Origin of the sequence: Nocardia sp. NPDC050412, from assembly GCF_044458825.1 — a bacterium.
Lineage (GTDB): Bacteria > Actinomycetota > Actinomycetes > Mycobacteriales > Mycobacteriaceae > Nocardia.
This window is the reverse complement of the sequence record NZ_JBITIJ010000023.1, coordinates 12193-32413: the sequence shown is the minus strand read 5'-3', so window position 1 is coordinate 32413 and position 20221 is coordinate 12193. Positions and strand designations below refer to the sequence as shown.

Annotated in this window: 18 protein-coding genes; 7 read left to right on the top strand and 11 right to left on the bottom strand. The window is 66.1% G+C overall.

The genetic code is table 11. The annotated features are described in order from the left end of the window. Positions 1–26: 26 nt before the first annotated feature. The 6 genes from ACIBI6_RS38155 to clpS form a co-directional block, all read right to left on the bottom strand. The gene (locus ACIBI6_RS38155; protein WP_364355690.1) at positions 27–989 is read right to left on the bottom strand and encodes a cysteine synthase; all 963 of its coding nucleotides are present in this window, start codon (positions 987–989) and stop codon (positions 27–29) included. 8 nt (positions 990–997) lie between these two features. After that, complete coding sequence (locus tag ACIBI6_RS38150; protein ID WP_364355687.1) at positions 998–1270, bottom strand: MoaD/ThiS family protein; 273 nt, start codon at positions 1268–1270, stop codon at positions 998–1000. Positions 1271–1301: 31 nt separating this feature from the next. Then, positions 1302–1724 (bottom strand): M67 family metallopeptidase, encoded by a 423-nt coding sequence (locus ACIBI6_RS38145; protein WP_364355684.1) that lies wholly within the window; start codon positions 1722–1724, stop codon positions 1302–1304. Between the two features lie 258 nt (positions 1725–1982). Then, positions 1983–3044, bottom strand: coding sequence for a P1 family peptidase (locus ACIBI6_RS38140; RefSeq protein WP_364355681.1), 1062 nt, complete (start codon positions 3042–3044; stop codon positions 1983–1985). A 103-nt stretch (positions 3045–3147) separates the two neighbouring features. Continuing rightward, positions 3148–3717, bottom strand: a complete 570-nt coding sequence (locus ACIBI6_RS38135; RefSeq protein ID WP_364355678.1) for a DUF2017 domain-containing protein — start codon at positions 3715–3717, stop codon at positions 3148–3150. 23 nt (positions 3718–3740) lie between these two features. Further along, a complete protein-coding gene (clpS, locus tag ACIBI6_RS38130) occupies positions 3741–4061 on the bottom strand; it encodes an ATP-dependent Clp protease adapter ClpS (protein ID WP_040687186.1) in 321 nt (106 codons plus the stop codon). 120 nt (positions 4062–4181) lie between these two features. Between clpS and ACIBI6_RS38125 the strand changes: the two genes are divergently transcribed. From ACIBI6_RS38125 to ACIBI6_RS38110, 4 genes are all read left to right on the top strand, one after another. Further along, on the top strand, positions 4182–5477 hold the full coding sequence (locus tag ACIBI6_RS38125) for a nicotinate phosphoribosyltransferase (protein ID WP_364355851.1): 1296 nt from the start codon (positions 4182–4184) through the stop codon (positions 5475–5477). A 316-nt stretch (positions 5478–5793) separates the two neighbouring features. Continuing rightward, a complete protein-coding gene (locus ACIBI6_RS38120; protein WP_364355675.1) occupies positions 5794–6360 on the top strand; it encodes a nicotinamidase in 567 nt (188 codons plus the stop codon). 122 nt (positions 6361–6482) lie between these two features. Beyond that, positions 6483–8528, top strand: a complete 2046-nt coding sequence (locus ACIBI6_RS38115) for an ATP-dependent DNA helicase (protein WP_364355672.1) — start codon at positions 6483–6485, stop codon at positions 8526–8528. 193 nt (positions 8529–8721) lie between these two features. Further along, complete coding sequence (locus ACIBI6_RS38110) at positions 8722–9432, top strand: methyltransferase domain-containing protein (RefSeq protein ID WP_364355669.1); 711 nt, start codon at positions 8722–8724, stop codon at positions 9430–9432. Between the two features lie 74 nt (positions 9433–9506). Here the strand turns inward: ACIBI6_RS38110 and ACIBI6_RS38105 are convergent, their stop codons facing one another. From ACIBI6_RS38105 to ACIBI6_RS38085, 5 genes are all read right to left on the bottom strand, one after another. Further along, on the bottom strand, positions 9507–10052 hold the full coding sequence (locus ACIBI6_RS38105) for a DoxX family protein (RefSeq protein WP_364355666.1): 546 nt from the start codon (positions 10050–10052) through the stop codon (positions 9507–9509). A 114-nt stretch (positions 10053–10166) separates the two neighbouring features. Further along, on the bottom strand, positions 10167–11528 hold the full coding sequence (locus ACIBI6_RS38100; RefSeq protein ID WP_364355663.1) for an NCS2 family permease: 1362 nt from the start codon (positions 11526–11528) through the stop codon (positions 10167–10169). A 221-nt stretch (positions 11529–11749) separates the two neighbouring features. Further along, positions 11750–14320: an alpha-glucan family phosphorylase gene (gene glgP / locus ACIBI6_RS38095; protein WP_396959837.1), complete on the bottom strand. Its 2571-nt coding sequence runs from the start codon at positions 14318–14320 to the stop codon at positions 11750–11752. Between the two features lie 114 nt (positions 14321–14434). Continuing rightward, positions 14435–14809, bottom strand: coding sequence for a hypothetical protein (locus tag ACIBI6_RS38090; protein WP_364355658.1), 375 nt, complete (start codon positions 14807–14809; stop codon positions 14435–14437). Further along, positions 14806–15066: a hypothetical protein gene (locus tag ACIBI6_RS38085; RefSeq protein WP_364355655.1), complete on the bottom strand. Its 261-nt coding sequence runs from the start codon at positions 15064–15066 to the stop codon at positions 14806–14808. Before ACIBI6_RS38085 ends, ACIBI6_RS38090 begins: the two co-directional genes overlap by 4 nt. Before the next feature lie 130 nt (positions 15067–15196). On the opposite strand from ACIBI6_RS38085, the gene ACIBI6_RS38080 reads away from it, so the two are divergent. The 3 genes from ACIBI6_RS38080 to glgB are packed head-to-tail and all read left to right on the top strand — an operon-like array spanning position 15197 to position 20066. Further along, positions 15197–15871: a LysE family translocator gene (locus tag ACIBI6_RS38080; protein WP_396959835.1), complete on the top strand. Its 675-nt coding sequence runs from the start codon at positions 15197–15199 to the stop codon at positions 15869–15871. Positions 15872–15909: 38 nt separating this feature from the next. Continuing rightward, positions 15910–17913: a maltotransferase domain-containing protein gene (locus tag ACIBI6_RS38075; RefSeq protein ID WP_396959833.1), complete on the top strand. Its 2004-nt coding sequence runs from the start codon at positions 15910–15912 to the stop codon at positions 17911–17913. After that, positions 17910–20066 carry a 1,4-alpha-glucan branching protein GlgB gene (glgB, locus tag ACIBI6_RS38070; protein ID WP_364355646.1) on the top strand — a complete coding sequence of 719 codons (2157 nt, stop codon included), beginning with the start codon at positions 17910–17912 and terminating at the stop codon, positions 20064–20066. Before ACIBI6_RS38075 ends, glgB begins: the two co-directional genes overlap by 4 nt. Positions 20067–20221 lie beyond the last annotated feature (155 nt).

The window sequence follows — 20221 nt, the reverse complement described above, 5'->3', positions numbered from 1 at the left end:
CACGCTCCGGCCGGATCGCTCGAAACTCAGGCCCAGAGCTGGCCGTCGAGGCGTTCCTCGGCCTCTTCGAGGGTCCCGTCGTACGCCCCGGTGGACAGGTACTTCCACCCGCCATCGGCCACCACGAAGGCGATATCGGCGCGCGTGCCCGCACGCACGCATTTGCGCGCGACACCGAGCGCCGCATGCAGAATCGCGCCGGTCGAAATGCCCGCGAAAATGCCCTCTTCCAGCACCAGCTCGCGCGTGCGCCGCACCGCATCGAATGGACCGACCGAAAAACGAGTTGTCAGCACCGACTCGTCGTAGAGCTCGGGAATGAAGCCCTCATCGATATTGCGCAGTCCGTACACGAGTTCGCCGTAGCGCGGTTCGGCCGCGACGATTTCGATGCCGGGCACCTTCTCGCGCAGGAAGCGGCCGGTTCCCATGAGCGTGCCGGTGGTGCCGAGACCCGCGACGAAATGGGTGATCTCGGGCAGGTCGGCGAGGATTTCCGGGCCGGTGGTCTCGTAGTGCGCCAAGGCATTGGCCGGATTGCCGTACTGGTACAGCATCACCCAGTCCGGATTCTCCGTGGCGATCCGCTTGGCCAGCGCGACCGCCTGATTGGAACCGCCCGCGGCCGGGGAATCGATGATCTGCGCACCGAACATGGTCAACAGTTGACGGCGCTCGACCGAGGTGTTCTCCGGCATCACGCAGACCAGCCGGTAGCCTTTGAGTTTGGCCGCCATGGCCAGCGATATGCCGGTATTTCCGCTGGTCGGCTCCAAGATCGTGCAGCCGGGCGTCAGCAGGCCGTCGGCCTCGGCCTGTTCGATCATCCGCAGAGCGGGACGATCCTTGATGGAACCGGTCGGGTTGCGGTCCTCGAGTTTGGCCCACAGCCGCACCGGATTTTCACCGTCCCATTGCGGGGACAGGTTGCGCAGACCGACCAGCGGGGTGTTGCCGAGGGTCGCGATCAGCGATTCATAGCGCGCCACGGGCTCGATCAGCCTCCGGCGACGGCGGGCAGGATGGTGACGCTCGCGTCCTCGGGCACCTGCGCGTCGAGTCCGCCCGCGAAGCGCACATCCTCGTCGTCGACGTAGATGTTGACGTAGCGGTTCAGCTTGCCGTCCTTGAGCAGCCGCTCCGCGAGGCCCGGATGGTTGGCCTCGAGGTTCTCGATCAGCGCGGACAGGGTCGAGCCCTGCGCGTCGACGCGCTTCTCGCCTCCGGTAAGGCCACGCATGATGGTCGGGATGGACACGGTTACCGGCATGGGGACTCCTCGAATTCGACGAACATGGGTACTAAGCGGTCTCGTACGCATCGACGATCCGCACCGGCTCCTCGGTGACCTCACCGTCTACGATCCGATAGCTGCGCAGTTCGTGCTGCTCGGGATCGCGGGTGGAGATCAGCACGTAATGCGCGAACGGCTCGGACGCATAGGAGATATCGGTGCGGCTCGGATAGGCCTCGGTGGCGGTATGCGAGTGGTAAATCACCACCGGGGTCTCGTCGGCATCGTCCATCGACCGCCACACCTTCAGCTGTTCACCGGAATCGAACCGGTAGAAGGTCGGCGAGCGCTCGGCATTGACCATGGCGATAAAACGCTCCGGCCGATCCGAACCCTCCGGACCGGCGATGACGCCACAGGCCTCGTCCGGGTGATCGGCGCGCGCATGCGCCACCATCGCCTCCACCAGGTCGGTCCTGATCACCAGCACGAGTCAAACCCTTCCGCATTCGGCATATCCGCTGCCGACACATCGCACCCGACAACGACCCAGAATATTCCGCTATTCCCATCCACCTGTCGGCCGGTCCCCTCCTCGACGCTGTTCCCGTGGCTCCCGCACACTTTCGCGGATCCCGCCCGGCATGTCTGGCGGCGAGTCGATGTGCGGGGCCGCCCGAAACTCTGCGGGACCCGCTCCGAGCGCGGCCAGCCGATAAGCGAAACCGTCCGAAGCTGCGCGGGGCCGCTAGGAGCGCGAGAAGAGATCGGCGTACGCGGGGATGCCCGCCACGGAGTGGGCGGACAGGATCGCATCGACGATGGCGCGCTCGACGCAGACGGCCGCCGCGGTACAGATCTCGTCCAGGACCAGGAGGTCGGATGGGAACGCAGGCGGCAGCGCGGCCTCGGTGATTTCGGCGGTGCCGGTGGACAGGGCGAAGAGGGTGTCACCGTCCAGGGGCGAGTGGGCGGGCCGGATGGCGCGGGCGAGCCCGTCGTGGGCGGTGGTCGCCATACGCTGACAGCTGGCCGGGTCCAGAGGCGCGTCGGTGGCGACCACGCCGATGGTCGTATTGAGGACGGTGCCCTTGACCGGGAGGGCGTTGGCCACGGCCAGTTGCTCGGGCGTAGCCGGAGATAGGCCGAATGCGTCGGGGCCCTCGGTGCCGATGCCCCATGGCAGGCCGGTGCGTGGATCGAAAACCGAGCCGACCGGGTTGGCGACAACCAGCGCCGCCACGGTGACACCCGCGGCCGCACCCGCGCCGAGCACTACGCTCGCCGTGCCCACGCCTCCCTTGATCGAACCGGCGCGCGCACCGACGCCAGCGCCGACGCACCCGCGCTCGAACTCCTCCGCCGCCGCCTCGGCCGCGCGGAAACCGAAGTCGGCGGTCGGTCGAATTCGCCAGTCCCCCAACGGAAGATCGAAGATCACGGCGGCGGGGACAATGGGCACCACCCGACTCGGATCGGCCGGATCCATCGGTATGCCCTCGTGATGTTCCTCCAGCCAACGCATTACGCCGTCCGCTGCCGCGAGTCCGTAGGCGCTGCCGCCGGTGAGCAGGATCGAATTCACTTGGCGCACAGTATTGCCCGGGGCGAGCAGATCGGTTTCCCTGGTCCCCGGCCCGCCGCCGCGCACATCGACCGCCGCGATCGCACCGCCGGGCACGCGCACGACGGTGCAGCCGGTCGCCGCGCCGGAACCCAGCGTCGCGTCCGGGTCGAGCAGATGATGGTGCCCGACCAGCAGGCTCGGCACATCGGTGAGCGAATTCCGCAGTCCGGCTTGCGCATTCACAGCATGTGCTCCTGACTACTGGTCACGACGATCTCCATGCAAGCATGCGACACTTCGAGCCGCGGCGGACCTGACCGCGCATCGGTTCCCGGACGGACGCCCCTCAGGGCGCGAGGGCCTGCAGCAGCGAATCCTGCATCCACGTCAGCCAGTGGTACACATCCAGATGCGGCCCGCGCGGATCATCGGGTTCGAGGTGATCCGGTGTTTCGGCATCGATTCCGAGCACCGTGCCCAAGGCCAGCCGCACATCGGTCAGCGCGGTCAACCAGGCGTCGGCCTGCTCCGGCGTCAGCACGATCTTCCCGCCGTCGGTCGGCACCGTATTCAGCACCACCGATCCGGCCGCCAGCTTGGCGTCGATGATCTCCGGTTCGTGCAGGCCGCGCAGCGCGCTGTTGAGATCGGCGCGATCGGCATCGGGTGAGCCCGGTTCACTCCGGTGGAAGTCCGGCAGTAGCCGGTGCAGCCGGGGATCGTCGGGCGGGGTCGTATTGCCGCTGCGCAGCCCGGTGAGCTCGGCGAGCTCATCGTCGGGTGCGGATTCGGCCCGCTCGGTCAGTAGGCCGGAAACCGCGCCGACCAGGGACCGCAGCACGCTCGCCTCACGCGCGTCCATTTCGGATCGCAATTTGAGGCCGCTCAGCGAGTTCTTCCGGCTCCACTTACGCACTGACGTCAGGGTAGTCGTACCGGTCAGTCGTCCCGTTGCATGGTCGCCCAGAGACCCGCGGCGTGCAGCCGTCGCACGTCCTGTTCCATCTTGTCCCGCGAACCCGACGACACTACTGCCTTGCCCTCGTTGTGCACCTTCAGCATCAATTCGGTCGCCTTCGCTTTGCTGTAGCCGAACAGCTTCTGGAAGATGTAGGCGACGTAGTGCATGAGGTTGACCGGATCATCCCATACGACCGTCACCCACGGACGGTCCTCGGCCTCCAGGATCTCGGTGTATTCGACCGCCTCCGGAGTCGCCTGTGCCGCCGACAGTGTCGCGTTCACTTCGCACAAGGCCATAACACTCAGGGTACGACTCGACTCCGGATACACAACACCCGTCCACCGGTAATTGACAGACACCCCGACCACACCGGCCTATCATGCCCGCCACGGCTGTCTACAGTGGCTGGGGTGGAGATGCGCAGCACCGCCCTGCTGACCGATCAGTACGAACTGACCATGCTCGCGGCCGCCCTCGGCGACGGCTCGGCGCACCGCCGCTGCACCTTCGAGGTGTTTGCACGACGTTTGCCGAATGGTCGCCGCTACGGGGTGGTCGCGGGCACCGGCCGACTGGTCGAGGCGCTGGCGCATTTCCGTTTCGAGGAACCGGAGCTCGATATCGCGGCTGGCTTCCTGGACTCGAGGACCATCGATTGGCTGCGCGAGTACCGCTTCACCGGCGATATCGACGGCTATCCGGAGGGCGAACTGTATTTCCCGGGCTCCCCGATTCTTTCGGTGCGCGGCAGCTTCGCCGAATGCGTCCTGTTGGAGACCATCGCCCTGTCGATCCTCAATCACGACAGCGCGATCGCCTCGGCCGCCGCCCGCATGGTGAGCGCCGCCGACGGACGCCGGATCATCGAGATGGGCTCCCGCCGCGCCCACGAACTCGCGGCGCCGTCCTGCTCGCGCGCGGCATACGTGGCCGGCTTCGACGCCACCTCCAATCTGGAGGCCGTGCGCCGGTTCGGCGTGCCGGGGGCGGGTACCAGCGCGCATGCGTTCACCCTGCTGCACAGCGCTGCGGATGGCGCGCACGAGGCCGCCGCATTCCGCGGTCAGATCGAGGCACTCGGCATCGGCACCACACTGCTGGTCGACACCTTCGACATCACCCAGGGAGTGGCGACCGCCATCGAGGTCGCCGGGCCCGAATTGGGCGGTGTGCGTATCGATTCCGGTGATCTCGGCGTATTGGCCAGGCAGGTGCGCGACCAACTCGACGGACTCGGCGCGACCAAGACCCGCATCGTGGTCTCCGGCGATCTGGACGAGTACGCGATCGCCGCACTGCGCGCCGAACCGGTGGATGCCTATGGGGTCGGGACGTCGCTGGTCACCGGGTCCGGCGCACCCACTGCTGGAATGGTCTACAAGTTGGTCGAGGTGGACGGGCTGCCGGTCGCCAAGCGCAGCAGCCACAAGGAGTCGCGCGGGGGCACCAAGAAGGCGATTCGGCTGTCGCGCCGGACCGGCACCGTGGTGGAGGAGATCATCTATCCGGCCGCCGGAACCCAGCCCGCCGCAAACGGATTCGAGGTGCGCGAGTTGCTGACCCCGCTGGTGCGCGACGGCGAACCGGTGGATGAGCTGCCCACGCTCGCGGACAGCCGCAAGTTGGTAGCGCGCGGTTTGGTCAGCCTGCCGTGGGAGGGCCTGAAGCTATCGGCTGGGGAACCTGCGATTCCGACGACATTCGCGAACTGACCCGGACCGCTTCGGCGTGGCGTCGCTTGGTCAGCCATTCCACGAAGGAGATCGCTACCAGCACGATCAGGAACCCCTTGATCAGCAGCGGCACCCAGTCACCTACCCCATCGGGTCGGTCACCCAGCAGAAAGGCGGTGGCGAGATAGGCCGTGTAGCCGACGAAGAGTGCGATCGAAATTCTGGCGGTACTGCTCACGTGGACCTCCGAGTGTTGGTAGCCCGCCCGAGCGATCAGGCGGCACAATGTAATCCACAGACAGGGGCCCGAGTGTTTACACCTTCGGCGCTTAGATCCTGGGAAGGTGAGGTCGACATGAACCGAGCGTTGATCATCGTCGACGTGCAGAACGACTTCTGCGAGGGCGGGTCCCTTGCCGTCACCGGCGGGGCGACGGTCGCCCAGCGCATCACCGGCTACCTGGACTCCGCGCATTACAGCGCGGTCGTGGCCACCCGCGACTACCACATCGATCCCGGCGGCCATTTCTCCGACCATCCGGATTACCTGGACACCTGGCCGCCGCACTGCCGGGTCGGCACCTCCGGCGCGGATTTCCACCCCGCCCTGAATACCGAGCAGATCCAGGAGATCTTCTCCAAGGGCCAATACAGTGCCGCCTATTCGGGTTTCGAGGGCGCCACCGAGGACGGCACCAGCCTCGCTGACTGGCTACGTGAGCGCGCCATCGATGAACTCGACATCGTCGGCATCGCCACCGACCACTGCGTCCGCGCCACCGCTCTGGACGCCCGCATCGAAGGTTTCGACACCAGGGTGCTGCTGGACTTCACCGCTGGCGTCGCACCCGATACGACCACCGCCGCACTCGATCGCATGCGTGCGGCGGGGGTGGATATCGAGGGCTCGGTCATTCGCTAGCGCAGACCCTCCACCCGACCTTCCGCAGAACACGCCGGTTTCGCGTTCGGAAGATGCGCGAAGCAGGCCGAGGATCCGATCGGGCGGTTATCGGTGTCGGTCCGAAGCAGTAGGCTCGTCGCGTGCCCGAACTGCCTCCCGTTCCCGAGCTTTTGGCCACCGCCGTGCGCGCGCTCGGCGGGAAGGAACGCGTCGGGCAGGTGACGATGGCGGCGGCGGTGGATCACGCCATCGATACCAAGGAACACCTCGCGGTGCAGGCGGGCACCGGGACCGGGAAGTCGCTGGCGTATCTGGTGCCGAGCCTGCGTCATGCGGTACGAACCGGCCGGACCGTGGTGGTGTCGACCGCGACGATCGCGCTGCAGCGTCAGCTCGTCGACCGGGACCTGCCGCGACTGGCCGAGGCGCTGAGCAAGCCGCTCGGGCGGGAGGCGAAATTCGCGATCCTCAAGGGGCGCAATAACTATCTGTGCCTGAACAAGATCAACAGCGTGATTCCGGACGAACCCGCGGAGGCCGAACTCTTCGACGCATTCGCCATCTCGCGGCTGGGCCGGGAGGTGCAGCGGCTCAACGAATGGGCATCGAATACCGAAACCGGCGACCGGGACGAGCTCGCTCCCGGCGTCACCGATCGGGCCTGGCGGCAGGTCAGCGTGTCGTCGCGGGAGTGCCTCGGCAAGTCGCGCTGCCCGTTCGGCCAGGACTGCTTCGCCGAACTGGCAAGAGCCGAATCGGCGCAGGCCGATGTGGTGGTGACCAATCACGCCCTGCTCGCGATCGATGCGATCAGCGGCATCCAGGTGCTGCCCGAACACGATGTGGTCGTCATCGATGAGGCGCACGAATTGGTCGATCGGGTCACCGGCGTCGCCACCGCCGAACTGGCCGCATCGACGATCAGCGCCGCAGCCCGGCGCTGCGCCAAACTCATCGACCAGCAGGAAGTGGACCGGCTGGAGGAGGCCGGGGAGGCCTGGCACACGGTGCTCGACGAACTGCCCGCCGCCCGCTGGGACACCTTGCCCGATGGCATCGCGCCGGTGCTCGCACTGGTCCGCGATGCCGCCTGGAATGCCCGTACCGCGCTCGCGCCGCAGGGCGGCACCACCGCACAGGGCGATCCGGAAAGCGCTGCCGCCCGCACCCAGGCGTTGGCCGCCATCGATGAGGTGCACGACGGCGCGGTGCGCGCGTTGACCGCGTTCGACGAATCCGATCCGGCCAAGCGTCACGATGTCATCTGGCTCGCCGCCGACGAGATCCGCGGCGTCACCCGGCGCACGCTGCGGATGGCGCCGCTGTCGGTGGGCGGGCTACTGCGCAGCCGACTTTTCGGCACCGCCACCGTCGTGCTGACCTCGGCCACCCTGCAGATCGGCGGCTCTTTCGACGGACTAGCCATCACCTGGGGCCTGCCCGCACAATCGGCCAACCGCAGCGATACGGCAACCGCAAACGGCGCCGAGGCGCCCTCGGACGCGGAGACCGTGCGCTGGAGTTCGCTCGATGTGGGTTCGCCGTTCGACCATGCCAAGTCGGGAATTCTCTATGTCGCGAAGCATCTGCCCGCCCCCGGACGAGACGGTCTGGCACCGGCCTACCTCGACGAAATCGAGCGGCTGATCAACGCTGCGGGTGGACGCACGCTCGGGCTGTTCTCCTCGATGCGAGCCGCACGCGCGGCCACCGACGCACTCCGCGAGCGGCTGAATACTCCCGTTCTGTGTCAAGGGGACGACGCAACCGGCGCGCTGGTGCGCAAGTTCGCCGACGACCCCGAGACCTCTCTGTTCGGCACGCTGTCGCTGTGGCAGGGCGTCGACGTGCCCGGTCCGTCGCTGAGTCTGGTGATCCTGGATCGGATCCCGTTCCCGCGCCCCGACGATCCGCTGCTGACCGCGCGACAGCGGGCCGTCGAGTCGCGCGGTGGCAATGGCTTCATGACCGTTGCGGCTAATCACGCCGCGCTGCTGCTGGCCCAGGGCACCGGCAGGCTCTTACGCAGCGTCGATGACCGCGGCGTCGTCGCGATCCTGGATTCTCGTTTGGCGACCGCGCGCTACGGCGCCTATCTGCGGGCGTCACTGCCGCCGTACTGGGAGACCGCCGATCCCGAAGTCGTCACCAAAGCGCTGCGGCGACTCGCCGCCGCAAGCGCCTGAGCTGCACACACTGTGAGACCACTCACAAAGGATGCCAATATTTCCAGGCAGAAGTAAGTTGAGAATCGGTACGTCGGTGGAACCCCAATTCCCACACCGGACGTATCGGCGATCCCCGCGCCAAGCCCTGCACGCGGCGCGGGGACACCACAAATCCCTGTCACCGCCGGTGCACCCGTGAGACCGTTTCCCAATGACGCACCAGCCAGATATCGGCACACTCGGCGAATTCTTGATCAGCGCAAGATCTTTGGATGAATACCGGGCAATCTTTGCACTCACCGAAGCCGACCTCGACGGACACATCCTCGACTGCCCAGGCGGCGCAGCAAGTTTCACCGCGCAGGCGTGTGAACTCGGGGCCACCGTCATCGCGGCGGATCCGATCTACGCCCAACCCGCGGAGCAACTGCGCACCCTCGCCGTCTCCGAAACCAATCGCGGAAACATCTGGGCAACAGCACATCTGGACCGCTACCGGTGGGATTTCTACGGCGATCCGCAACAGCACCGAGCAATCCGCCTGGCCGCGGCGGCTCGCTTCGGCGCCGACCTCACTGCTCATCGAGACCGATACGTCGCGGCTGTGTTGCCGTCACTTCCCTTTCCCGACAACAGCTTCGATCTGGCCCTGAGCTCACATCTGCTCTTCACCTACGCCGACCGACTCGATCCGGATTTCCATCTCGCATCCCTGCTCGAACTCTCCCGAGTGTCCGCGGGCGAGACTCGCCTCTATCCGCTCGTCGATCACACCGGCGCACGCCAAGACGATCTGGTCGCACATCTGCGAAAAGAATTGCACGACAAGGGAATCCGCTCGTCGCTCCGGGAGACGGCCTACGAGTTCCACCATGGAGCGACCACGGTTCTGGTCCTGCACCCGCACTCGGACGAAACGTGAAAACGGTTGCCAACCCAGATGAATTCGCGGCGCGGCGAGCACCCCCGGTCACCGCGCCGCGATCTGTTACGAGATCAGAGCGTCCACTTGAGGATCAAGGTGATGACAGCCGCGACCACGGCCACCGCGATGGCGGCACCACCCCAGACAATGCCCTGACGGTGCCACGGACGGCCGTGGTCGAGGGAGAACTTGCCGGGGCCGGTGAAAGCGACAGCCGCACCGACGGCGGCGAACAGCAAGGGCGTTTCGTAGCCCTTACCGGTCAACAGCCCCCCACCCCAGGTGGCATTGACCGCATTGATCATGGTGCCGAGCACGATGGCCGAGGCCAGCGGTGTCAGCAGGCCGAGCAGCAATAGAATGCCGCCGGTGAATTCGCTGAGTCCGGCGAGGGTGCCGAACAGTTTTCCAGGGTTGTAGCCCATGGAATCAAAGGCGGCGGCGTTGGCGCTCCAACCCATGCCGCTGAACCAGCCGAACAGTTTCTGAGCGCCGTGCGCCGCGAGCAGGCCGCCGAAGACGACGCGCAGCACCAGCAGGCCGATATCGGCGGCAGAGTTGTCGAGGGTCGCGCCACTCGGATTGGTGGAGCGTTCGAGTGTGCCGTTGGTATTCATGCTGGTCCTCATTCGCGCATCGGTTATGAACAAATGGCTTGTTTAGCCTCGGCAATGAAGCGGACTGCGGTCCGATTATCGCACAGAACGACCCAACCGCGCGATAGGCGCGACTTATTTCGCGAGGAAGAAGAAATATCCGAGGAACATCACCATCAGCGCCCACATCGCCGGATGCACCTCTTTGACTCGTCCCTTCGCGACCATGACGATCGGATAAAACAGCATGCCCATCGCCAGGCCATTCGCGATCGAGTAGGTCAGCGGCATCATGACGACGGTGATGAACGCCGGAATCGAGTACTCCAGACGGTTCCAGTCGATCTCGCCGAGCGCGCGGGCCATCAGCACGCCGACCACGATCAGCGCAGGCGCGGTAATGGCCGCCGAACCGGCGACCACGGCGAAGATCGGGTAGCAGAACATGGCGATCAGGAACCACCCCGCCGTGGTCACGGCAGTCATGCCGGTCCGTCCGCCCGCTGAGACACCCGCGGTCGATTCGACGTAGGCGGTGGTGGTCGAGGTGCCGATAACCGCACCCGCCATGGTGCCCACCGAATCCGCGGCGAGTGCGCTGGCCGCACGCGGCAGTTTGCCGTTCTTGTCGAGCAGTCCGGCCTGGTTGGCGACGCCGATCAGGGTGCCGGAGCAGTCGAAGAAGTCGACGAAGAGCATGGTGAGAATGACGACTGCCATCTGGCCGGTGAATGCATCGGGCAGGTGGATGATCGCCTGGCCGAAGGTGTGCTCGAGTCCCGTCGGCATCGCCACGACACCCGTGGGCAGATCGACTAAACCACTGATGACACCCACAATGGCCGTGAGCACGATGCCGTAGAGCACCGCGCCGTGCCAGCCGATGACCAGGAACACCACGGTCATCACGAGACCGAACAGTGCCAGCAGCGTGGTGCCCTTGGTGAAGTCGCCGAGGGTGACGAGGGTGGCCTCGCTATTGACAACGATGCCCGCGTTCTTCAGGCCGAGAAATGCCACGAACATGCCGATGCCCGCGCCGACGGCGAGCTTCATCTGCATCGGAATCGCGTTAAGGATGCGTTCGCGCACCTTGGTGATCGCGAGTACGAAGAAGATCACGCCGGACAGGAAGGTCCCCGACAGCGCCACCTGCCACGGGATTCCCATCCCGAGCACCACCGAATAGGCGAAGAAGGCATTCAGGCCCATGCCCGGTGCGAGCGCGATCGGATATCTGGCCCACACCCCCATGACCAGCGTGCCGAAGACCGCGGCGACGGCCGTCGCGGTGAAGACCGCCTGCATGGGAATGCCCTTGGCACCGAGCGTGCCCTCGTCGCCGAGAACCGATGGATTCACGGCGAGCACATAGGACATGGCGAGGAAGGTGATGGTTCCGGCCATCAGCTCGCGCTTCATGGTCGAACCGTTCGAACTGATGCCGAAGTACGCGTCGAGGCGTCCTCGGGTTCGCGTCAGAACGTCGGTGACCATGAGCTCTCCAGTCGAAAACAAGTACAGGGGTGCCAGGGCACGGTAGCCGACAATTCACTGCTCCCCAGAACCCGGCCCATCAGCAGGTAGAGGTTTCCGTGAGCAGCGTCACGGTCGCCATCTCAGACCCGCTCCCCTGGGACCTGAAAGGCCTGGTCCAACTCGCCGAGAGCTCGGAGTGGGTCCAGCATGCGACCCTTACACCAGCGCAGCGCGGTCGATTAGCCGTTCGGGGCGATTACCAGGCCCAGTTCGGCATCGCTGGCGAGTAATTCGTTGTGAGGGAGTACGCGGACTGTGTAGCCGACGGCGCCCGACAGGGGCACCGGGGTTTCGACGGTGAAACGGTCTACGCCGGAATCGGATCCGGTGTGGGTCATGGGGAAGGTGGTGGTGTCGGAGAGGTCGTCGGTCGGCGAGACGCGGCCCAGTACCGCTTGGACCGTGACGTCGCCGGGGGTGAGTCCGCCGAGGTCGATGCGGGCGGCGAGAGAGAGGTCGGCGCCGATGATCGGAGTGTCGGGCAGGCCCGCACTGTCGACCTGGATGATCTTGACCGAGGACCACGCGGCCTCGACTCGGCGGCGGTACTCCGAAACCGCTCGGGCACCAGCGAATTCGTCGGCGCTCGCGCGTCGACCGGCGGATGCGGCGCAAGTGTAGTACTCGACGGCATAGTCGCGAACCATGCGCGAGGCCAGCACCTTCGGGCCGAGCGTTTGCAGAGTGTGGCGCACCATCTCGACCCAGCGCACCGGCATATCCGAGCCGTCGCGGTCGTAGAAGCGCGGTGCGACGGTGCGTTCGAACAGGTCGTAGAGGGCGGCGGCCTCCAGGTCGTCGCGGCGGTGTTCATCGGAGACACCGTCGGCGGTCGGTATGGCCCAACCGTTTTCGCCGTCGTACATCTCATCCCACCAGCCGTCGCGGATGGAGAGGTTGAGTCCGCCGTTGAGCGCGGACTTCATACCGGAGGTGCCGCAGGCCTCCAGCGGACGCAGCGGATTGTTCAGCCAGACATCGCAACCCCAGTACAGGTAGCGAGCCATGGACATGTCGTAGTCGGGCAGGAAGGCGATGCGATGACGCACTTCCGGATCGTCGGCGAACCGCACGACCTGTTGAATCAGCGCCTTGCCGCCATCGTCGGCAGGGTGGCTTTTCCCCGCGACGACCAGTTGCATCGGCCGGTCGGGATCCAGCAGCAGCGCACGCAAGCGCTGCGGATCGCGCAGCATCAGGGTCAACCGCTTGTAGGTCGGCACCCGGCGCGCGAAACCGACGGTTAATACGTTCGGATCGAAAACGCTGTCGACCCAACCCAATTCAGCCGAAGCCGCACCGCGCTGCAACCAGGACGCGCGGACCCGCCGGCGCACCTCGGCAACGAGGATAGCGCGCAACGTATTCCGGGTCGACCACAATTCACCCAGGTCGAAGTCGCGCAGCTTCTCCCAGCCACGCGCCTCCTCGACCAGCTCCGGACCGATATGTTCGCGTGCCTTGTCGAACCATTCGCGCGCGGCCCAGGTCGGGGCGTGCACACCATTGGTGACCGATCCGATCGGCACCTCGGTCGCGTCGAAGCCGGGCCACAGCGGCGCGAACATCGCGCGACTCACCTCGCCGTGCAGTTTGGAAACACCATTGGCGCGCTGGGCGAGCCGCAAGCCCATATGCGCCATATTGAACACCGACGGGTCGGCCTCGCGACCGAGCGCGACGATCCGGTCGACGGAAAGCCCTGGCAGCATGGCGGATTCGGATTCGCCGTGGCCACCGCCGAAATACCTGCGCACCAACGGCATCGGGAACCGGTCGATACCCGCGGGCACCGGCGTATGCGTGGTGAACACGGTCGCGGCCCGCACCGCAGTGAGCGCGGTGTCGAAATCCAGTCCGGCCGAGACGAATTCGCGGATCCGCTCGACGCCGAGGAATCCGGCGTGGCCCTCGTTCATATGGAACACATCGGGATCCGGCACCCCCGCAGCTCGCGTATAGGCGCGCACCGCCCGCACCCCACCGATACCGGCCAGGATCTCCTGCTTGATTCGATGGTCCTGATCACCGCCGTAGAGCCGGTCGGTGACCGCGCGCAGTTCCGGATCGTTCTCGGCGATATCGGAATCCAGCAGCAGCAATGGCACCCGCCCGACCTGTGCTATCCATACCCGCGCCCGCAACACCCGCTGATCGGGCATGGCCACATGGATCAGCACCGGCGAACCTTCGGTGGTCAGCAGCCGCAATGGCAGCCCTTGCGGATCCAGCGCCGGATAGTGCTCGGACTGCCAACCGTCCGCGGTCAGCGACTGTCGGAAGTAGCCGGAGCGGTAGAGCAATCCGACGCCGATCAGCGGCAGCCCCAGATCCGATGCGGACTTCAGATGATCACCGGCGAGAATCCCGAGGCCACCCGAATAGTTCGGCAGTACCTCGGTGACGCCGAACTCCATCGAGAAGTAGGCGATACCGCGCACCGGTTCGTCGGTCTGCCGCTGGAACCAGCCCGGTCGCGTCAGATAGTCGCGCAGATCGGCGGCCGCGGCATCCACGCGCCCGACGTAGTCCGCGTCGGCGGCGAGCTCGTCCAACCGCGCCGCGGGGACCTCACCCAGCATCCGCACCGGATCGTGTCCGAGCTCGCGCCACAGCTCGGCGTCGAGTTCGGCGAACAGGTCCTGGGTAGGCCAATGCCACGACCAGCGCAGATTCGTGGAAAGTTCGCCCAGGGCCGCCAAACGCTCGGGCAGATGGGCACGGACGGTGAAACGACGGAGTGCCTTCACCTGCCGAACCCTACCGAATGCCGCGACACCTGGGGGCTCCAGCTGCCCAGGTCACCTGACCAGATCCGCCGCATCCGCGGTCACGGTCAATGGGAGGGCGGCAGACCCCGACCATCAGACCACATGCAGCCGCACCGCAGGGTCGAGGGCGGTGAGGTCGTCGGGGTCGGAGGTTACGACCATGATCGACTGCACGGCACGAGCAAGCACGATCACGTGTGCATCGACCACATCAGCAGTTCCAGTGACGGCCAGCAACGCGCCGACCGCGATGGCGTGGGTCTCGCTGAGTCCGGCGACGGTGACCGTATGCGCCTTCAAAAGGCACGAAATCGCATGCTGACGTGGGCTGTTCCGCCATGTCTGTGCCAGAACTGTTGCGGGGATGAGGATTTGGTAATTCCGCCGGGTAGCTTCTTGCAACACCGCGACTGCGCGGGAGTTGCGTTTTTCGAGGCCGATCAATGCTCCGGAGTCGAGCACAATCATGCAGCACCGCCGAGGTGGTCCGCCGCTGCGGCGGCCTCGGCAGCGTCAAGAGCAGCGCCGGCCTCTTCTCGGTCGGCGTCGGTGACTCCAGCCTCGGTGGCGAGTTCGGTGAGGATGGCCTCAGCGGCGGCCCAGTCGGGTTCCCGACGGGCCAGCGCGGCGAACCACGATGATACGGAGGACGCTAGTCCCGCTTCGACCGCGCGATCCGCTTTGGCAGCCAGGTCGTCGGGGATCGAGATTGTAATACGCGCCATGACCAGCATGATACTCAACAGTATGAACATTTCATACTGTTGAGTATCGGGCGGACGCGATGCCGTTGGCCCCGACGCCCAGACCGAATAATGGCTCGCGACCAACCCGGGCGGGTGAGAGCATCGCCTGATGCCGCACTGGATCGATGTGCTCCCCCAGTTCCTGCTGGCCTGCTTCATCCTGGCCGCACTGCCGGGACCGGCGACGGCGCTGTTCCTCCAACGCGCCGTGCGGGACGGTCGCGCGGCGGGCTTGGCGGCGGTGGCCGGGAACGAGATCGGGGTGTTCGGGTGGACGCTCGCCGGTGGCGCGGGTCTGTCGGTGCTGCTGGTCGCGAACCGGTTCATCAACACGACGGTGCACGTCATCGGGGCGTTGGTGTTGATCTGGCTCGGCGTGCAGGCTTGGCGCGGTGCCCGCGGTGACGACGAATTCGGCAGCACGGCGTTTACCCGCCCCGCCGGCTCCCAACCCCGGGCGCCCAAGTTACTGCCGACCGGCCGTACCCCCGGTTCGGCCTTCCGCGCCTCGCTGATCTCGATCGCGGCGAATCCGAAGGCCGCCGTCTTCGGCCTGACGATCCTGCCGCAGTTCCTGCCGTCGAGCGGGCCGGTGCTGCCGACCGTGCTGATCCTGGCGGGCATCCAATTGGTCATCGATACCGCTTGGTGCATCGGCATCGTGTTGGCCGCCGACCACGCCGGGACCTGGCTGCGGCGAACCGGAATCCGCCAGCGGGTGCAGCGCGCGCTCGGCGCGATCCTGGTCGCACTCGGTCTCGGTCTGGCGGCCGACGCACGCTGATCCCGTCCAACCGCCCGGCACCCGGTAGGTTGGTCGACGTGACCGGCCGCATCGCAATCGATGACACCGCCCCTGCGATACCCGGCGGCCGCTCGGCCAAGGCCGTGGTCGGCGAGGTCTTTCCGGTGCGCACCGTGGTCTGGCGCGAGGGCCATGACGCCGTCTCCGCCACGCTCGCGGTGCGCGGCCCCGGCTCGTCGCGGATCACCCGCATTCGCATGACGCCGGACTACGAACCGGATGTCTTCAACGCCACCTTCGTACCCAACCTGCCCGGCACATGGACCTACCGCATCGAGGGCTGGAGCGATCCGATCGCCACCTGGCGGGCAGCGGTGGAGGCGAAACTCGCCGTCGGGCAGAGCGCCGCGGATCTCGCCAACGACCTCGAGCTAGGCGCCCGGCTGTTCGAGCGGGCCGCGCAGGCGGTGCCAAAGAAGCAGTTCGAGCGCTTGCGCGCCGCCGCGACGGCTTTGCGCACCGACGAACAGCTGCCCGCCCGGGTCGCCCCCGCCTTCAGTTCGGACGTCGCCGAAATTCTGCGCGATACGCCGTTGCGGGACATGGTCACTCGCGGCCCGCAGCACTCGATACTGGTGGAACGTCAACGCGCACTGTACGGCTCGTGGTACGAATTCTTCCCGCGCTCGACCGGCGGCCGCGATGCCGAGGGCAACCCGATCCACGGTAACTTCGCCACCGCCGCAAAGGAATTGCCGCGTATCGCGGGCATGGGCTTCGATGTGGTCTACCTGCCGCCGATCCACCCGATCGGTGAGATCAACCGCAAGGGCCGCAACAACACGCTCGCCGCCGAACCCGGTGATGTCGGATCTCCGTGGGCGATCGGGTCGAAGCAGGGCGGGCACGACGCAATCCATCCCGAACTCGGCAGCACCGCCGACTTCGCTGAATTCGTCGCCACCGCAACCCAACTCGGCCTCGAGGTAGCGCTCGACCTGGCACTGCAGTGTGCACCGGACCACCCGTGGGTCGCCGCGCACCCGGAGTGGTTCACCACCCTCCCGGACGGCACCATCGCCTACGCCGAGAATCCACCGAAGAAGTACCAGGACATCTACCCGGTCAACTTCGACAACGATCCGGACGGACTGTACGCGGAAGTGCTGCGCGTCGTCCGACACTGGATCGGCTTGGGCGTGAAAATCTTCCGCGTCGACAACCCGCACACCAAACCAGCCGACTTCTGGGAATGGCTGATCGCGACCGTGCGGCGCACCGATCCGGACGTGATCTTCCTGTCCGAGGCATTCACCCGACCGGCGCGGCTCTACGGACTGGCCCGCCGCGGATTCAGCCAGTCCTACTCGTATTTCACCTGGCGCGTCGCGAAATGGGAGCTGACCGAATTCGGCAACGAACTGGCGGCCAAGGCCGACGAGGCCAGACCGAACCTGTTCGTCAATACCCCCGACATCCTGCACGAAAGCCTGCAGCACGGCGGTCCCGGCATGTTCGCCATCCGCGCGGCGCTGGCCGCGACCATGGCACCGACCTGGGGTGTCTACTCCGGATTCGAACTCTTCGAGCATCAGGCGGTGCGCCCGGGCAGCGAGGAATACCTGGATTCGGAGAAGTACGAGCTGCGCCCACGCCCGTTCGCCGAGGCGTTCGCGCGCGGAGAATCATTGGAGCCGTGGATCACTCGGCTCAACGAGATCCGCCGCGCGCATCCGGCACTGCAGCAATTGCGCTGCGTCCACTTCCATCACGTCGACAACGACGCGCTGCTGGCCTATTCGAAGGTCGATCCGGTCAGCGGTGACGCGGTGCTGGTCGTGGTGAATCTGAATCCCTATGGGGTCGAATGGGGCATGATCTCGCTCGACCTGCCCGCCATCGGCCGCGAATGGCACGACCATCCGGTGGTGTTCGACGAGGTCAGCGGCGAGGAATACCACTGGGCGCAGACCAATTACGTGCGCCTGGATCCGGCCCGCGCGGTCGCCCATATTCTGACGCTGCCCGCGGTATCACAGCAGGCGCGCGCGGAACTGGCCTTCCGGAGGACATTTCGATGAAACGCCGCGATCTGATGCTGCTCGCGGCGGGCACCCACGCCGATCCGCATACTGTGCTCGGCGCGCACCCCCACCCCGACGGCACGATCGTGCGAGTGTTGCGCCCGCACGCCGATACCGTGTTCGCCCGGGTCGGCGGCGTCGATCATCCGCTGAAGTCGTTGGGACACGGCATTTACGCAGGTGTCGTGCCGCATCAGGACCTGATGGACTATCGCATCGTCACCAATTACCAAGGCGGACAGACGATCATCAGTGCGGACGGCTACCGCTTTCTGCCCACCGTCGGTGAGCTGGATCTGCATCTCATCGGGGAGGGCCGTCACGAACACCTGTGGGAGGTGCTCGGCGCGCATCCGCGTCATTACACCACCCTCGACGGCGAGGTGGACGGGACGTCGTTCGCCGTCTGGGCACCGAATGCCCGTGGTGTCACCGTGATCGGCGATTTCGACGGTTGGAGCGGGAATACCGCACCGATGCGTTCGCTCGGATCCTCCGGGGTTTGGGAGGTTTTCGTGCCGGGGGTCGGCGTCGGCACCAAGTACAAGTTCCGGCTGCACGGCGCGGATGGACGCACCGTGGATCATGCGGATCCGCTGGCCTTCGCGACGGAGCTGCCACCCGCGACGGCATCGGTGGTCACCGAAAGCAATTACGTGTGGTCCGATGGGGATTGGGTCGCGGCCCGCGAACGCACCGACCCGACCCGCGCCCCGATGAGCGTCTACGAAGTGCACCTGGGCTCCTGGCGTCCCGGCCTCGGCTACCGCGAATTGGCTGACCAGCTAGCCGATTACGTACGCTCGGCCGGATTCACCCATATCGAACTGCTGCCGATCGCCGAGCATCCGTTCGGCGGCTCCTGGGGCTATCAGGTCACGTCGTATTACGCGCCGACCGCCCGTTTCGGCTCCCCCGACGATTTCCGCGCCTTCGTCGACCGCATGCACGCGGCAGGCATCGGCGTACTGCTGGACTGGGTGCCCGCGCACTTCCCCCGCGACGAATGGGCGCTGGCACGCTTCGACGGCACCGCGCTCTACGAGCACGCCGACCCGCGTCGCGGCGAGCAACTCGACTGGGGCACCTATATTTTCGACTTCGGCCGCAATGAGGTGCGCAACTTCCTGGTCGCCAATGCGCGGTACTGGATCGAAGAATTCCATATCGACGGACTGCGCGTCGATGCGGTCGCGTCCATGCTGTACCTGGATTACTCACGCGCCGAAGGCGAATGGGAACCCAATGTGCACGGCGGTCGGGAGAACCTGGAGGCCGTCGACTTCCTGCAGGACCTCAACGAAACCGTGCACCGCCACCATCCCGGCGTCGTCACCATCGCCGAGGAATCCACCACCTGGCCGGGTGTTACCCGCGGCGCCGATGTCGGCGGTCTCGGGTTCACCATGAAGTGGAATATGGGCTGGATGCACGACACCCTGGGCTATCTGGGGCGCGATCCGATCCACCGCTCCTGGCACCACAACGAGATCACCTTCTCGCTGGTATACGCGTGGAGCGAGAACTACGTGTTGCCCATCAGCCACGACGAGGTCGTGCACGGCAAGGGCACCCTGTGGACCAGAATGCCCGGCGACGACTTCGCCAAGGCGGCGGGCGTGCGCGCACTACTGGCCTACATGTGGTCGCATCCCGGTAAGCAATTGCTGTTCATGGGCCAGGATTTCGGCCAGTTCCGGGAATGGTCACACGATCGCGGCTTGGACTGGCGCGAACTGGAAAACCCACTGCACCAGGGCATTACGGCCGCCGTCCGAGATCTCAACGCGGTCTACCGCGCCCATCCCGCGCTGTGGAGTCAGGACACCAGCCCCGGCGGCTACTCCTGGGTCCAGGCCGACGATCGCGAAAACAATGTGATCGCCTTCCTGCGCTATGGCTCCGACGGTTCGGTCATCGCCTGCGTCTTCAACTTCTCCGGCTCGGTGCACGGCGAATACCGCGTCGGCTTGCCGAGCGCCGGCACCTGGCGCGAAATCCTCAATACCGACGCCGTCGAATACGGCGGCTCGGGCATCGGAAACCTGGGCGGCGTCAAGGCGACCGATGCGCCATGGCACGGTCGACCGGCTTCGGCCACCGTAGCGCTGGCCCCGAACACCGCGATCTGGCTCGCACCGGAGAAATAAGCCACCAGCAGTGTTCAGCTGCGCCAGTCCCCACAACGTTCGCTACCCAGCAGCGCGATTGCGTTGCCAATAACCGCGCCCGGCAATCGACCGCGCCGATACGATCGGCGGATAGGTCCGGCGACCGCATCGGCGCACACTATCCGCCCATGCCA

Excerpts from the sequence above, each read along its gene's own strand:
- ACIBI6_RS38080 (WP_396959835.1), top strand. The coding sequence starts at position 15,197 with ATGCCGCACTGGATCGATGTGCTCCCCCAGTTCCTGCTGGCCTGCTTC.
- clpS (WP_040687186.1), bottom strand. The coding sequence starts at position 4,061 with ATGGCCTTGTGCGAAGTGAACGCGACACTGTCGGCGGCACAGGCGACT.
- ACIBI6_RS38105 (WP_364355666.1), bottom strand. The coding sequence starts at position 10,052 with ATGAATACCAACGGCACACTCGAACGCTCCACCAATCCGAGTGGCGCG.
- ACIBI6_RS38085 (WP_364355655.1), bottom strand. The coding sequence starts at position 15,066 with ATGGCGCGTATTACAATCTCGATCCCCGACGACCTGGCTGCCAAAGCG.
- ACIBI6_RS38110 (WP_364355669.1), top strand. The coding sequence starts at position 8,722 with ATGACGCACCAGCCAGATATCGGCACACTCGGCGAATTCTTGATCAGC.
- ACIBI6_RS38100 (WP_364355663.1), bottom strand. The coding sequence starts at position 11,528 with ATGGTCACCGACGTTCTGACGCGAACCCGAGGACGCCTCGACGCGTAC.
- ACIBI6_RS38120 (WP_364355675.1), top strand. The coding sequence starts at position 5,794 with ATGAACCGAGCGTTGATCATCGTCGACGTGCAGAACGACTTCTGCGAG.
- ACIBI6_RS38090 (WP_364355658.1), bottom strand. The coding sequence starts at position 14,809 with ATGATTGTGCTCGACTCCGGAGCATTGATCGGCCTCGAAAAACGCAAC.
- glgB (WP_364355646.1), top strand. The coding sequence starts at position 17,910 with ATGAAACGCCGCGATCTGATGCTGCTCGCGGCGGGCACCCACGCCGAT.
- ACIBI6_RS38150 (WP_364355687.1), bottom strand. The coding sequence starts at position 1,270 with ATGCCGGTAACCGTGTCCATCCCGACCATCATGCGTGGCCTTACCGGA.
- ACIBI6_RS38125 (WP_364355851.1), top strand. The coding sequence starts at position 4,182 with ATGCGCAGCACCGCCCTGCTGACCGATCAGTACGAACTGACCATGCTC.